At 48.7% G+C, this 1,377-nt stretch carries 1 protein-coding gene and 1 pseudogene; both read left to right on the top strand.

What is annotated here, in order from left to right; all coding sequences use genetic code 11:
• Positions 1-223 (top strand): annotated as a pseudogene (locus QCH34_RS12710) (proline/glycine betaine ABC transporter permease); the annotation flags it as partial.
• 132 nt (positions 224-355) lie between these two features.
• Positions 356-1,225: a glycine betaine ABC transporter substrate-binding protein gene (locus tag QCH34_RS12705; protein ID WP_300334675.1), complete on the top strand. Its 870-nt coding sequence runs from the start codon at positions 356-358 to the stop codon at positions 1,223-1,225.
• The last annotated feature ends 152 nt before the right edge of the window (positions 1,226-1,377 follow it).

Genomic DNA, 1,377 nt, shown 5'->3' with positions numbered 1-1,377 from the left:
GACGATCATGGCAGGGGTCAACCAGTGTATCATGCTCGCCCTCTCGATGGTCGTCATTGCATCGATGATCGGAGCAGGAGGTCTTGGGTACCAGGTGCTTGTTGGCATCCAGCGGGTGAATATCGCCATGGGCTTTGAGGCAGGGCTTGCAATTGTGATCATCGCCATCATTCTTGACCGGATAACCCAGGGCCTGATTAAATCTGAGAAGGCGCGGGAATGAAGATATGGGCTCCATTTCATAATAATATATAAACATACTCAAAAACTTTTTTCACATATTAGCCACAAAAGTTCAACTGGTCTCTCTAAAGATTTAGTTAGATTTCAAACAATTAAAAAGGATGGTGAATGAATGATTACAAAGAAACTGTTTATCTCACTTTTTGCAGGGTTAATGCTCTGCACCGCACTCCTCGCAGCAGGGTGTGTCGGCGAGACAACCGAACCTCAGAAGGAGATCTCAATCGGCTATGTCACCTGGGATTGTGCGATAGCCAGCACCCATGTGATGCAGGAAGTCTTTGAGGAAGCCGGATATAAGGTAACCCTTATCGCAGTAGATGCAGGACCCCTCTATGCGGGGCTTGCCAATGGCGATATCGACTTCACCACAACTGCATGGCTCCCCCATACACACAGTATGTACTGGGAAGAGTATGGTGACCGGCTCGATTATGTCAATAAGAATATCCCCGGCGATGCCCGAATCGGTCTTGTTGTTCCAAAGTATGTAACCATCGACTCGATTGAGGAGATGAACGCTGTCGCAGACCAGTTCGATGGAAAGATCATCGGTATTGAGCCCGGTGCAGGTATCATGCAGGCAACTGAAGATGCAATCGTCGAATACGGTCTGAATTATGAGCTTGTAGCATCCAGCAGTGCCGGAATGGCAGCCGAACTCCGTTCCGCATATAATAATGAGGAATGGATTGTCGTCACAGGATGGGCACCACACTGGAAATTCGGCAGGTTCGACCTGAAGTTCCTTGATGATCCAAAAGGTGTATATGGTGAGGCAGAAGATGTCGTCACTGTGGCACGCAGCGGCCTGAAGACAGATGATCCTGAAGCATACGCGATCCTTGAGCGGTTCCAGTGGAGTGCTGTGGACATTGCAGAAGTGATGACCAGCATCGAAGAGGGTGTCCCTGACAGAGAGGCCGCCCGTGCCTGGATCACAGCAAATCCCGACAAGGCCAGCTACTGGATTAACGGGTAAATGTACAAACGGGGCTTCGTCCCAAATACAACCTTTTTTTTGTCCTTCGCTGATCCGTTGCGGATTTTGAATTGTGAACGAGTCATCATCTGGCTATCAGATGTTTGAATAATACAATGAGGATCTGTTCACTCAGGGGCTGGAGATCCAGA

This window comes from Methanocalculus sp., from assembly GCF_029762515.1.
Taxonomy (GTDB): domain Archaea; phylum Halobacteriota; class Methanomicrobia; order Methanomicrobiales; family Methanocorpusculaceae; genus Methanocalculus.
The sequence above is the reverse complement of the archived record's forward strand: the minus strand, read 5'-3'. Positions and strand labels throughout refer to the sequence as shown.

Coding starts and splice junctions, on each gene's coding strand:
- QCH34_RS12705 (WP_300334675.1), top strand. CDS start 356: ATGATTACAAAGAAACTGTTTATCTCACTTTTTGCAGGGTTAATGCTC.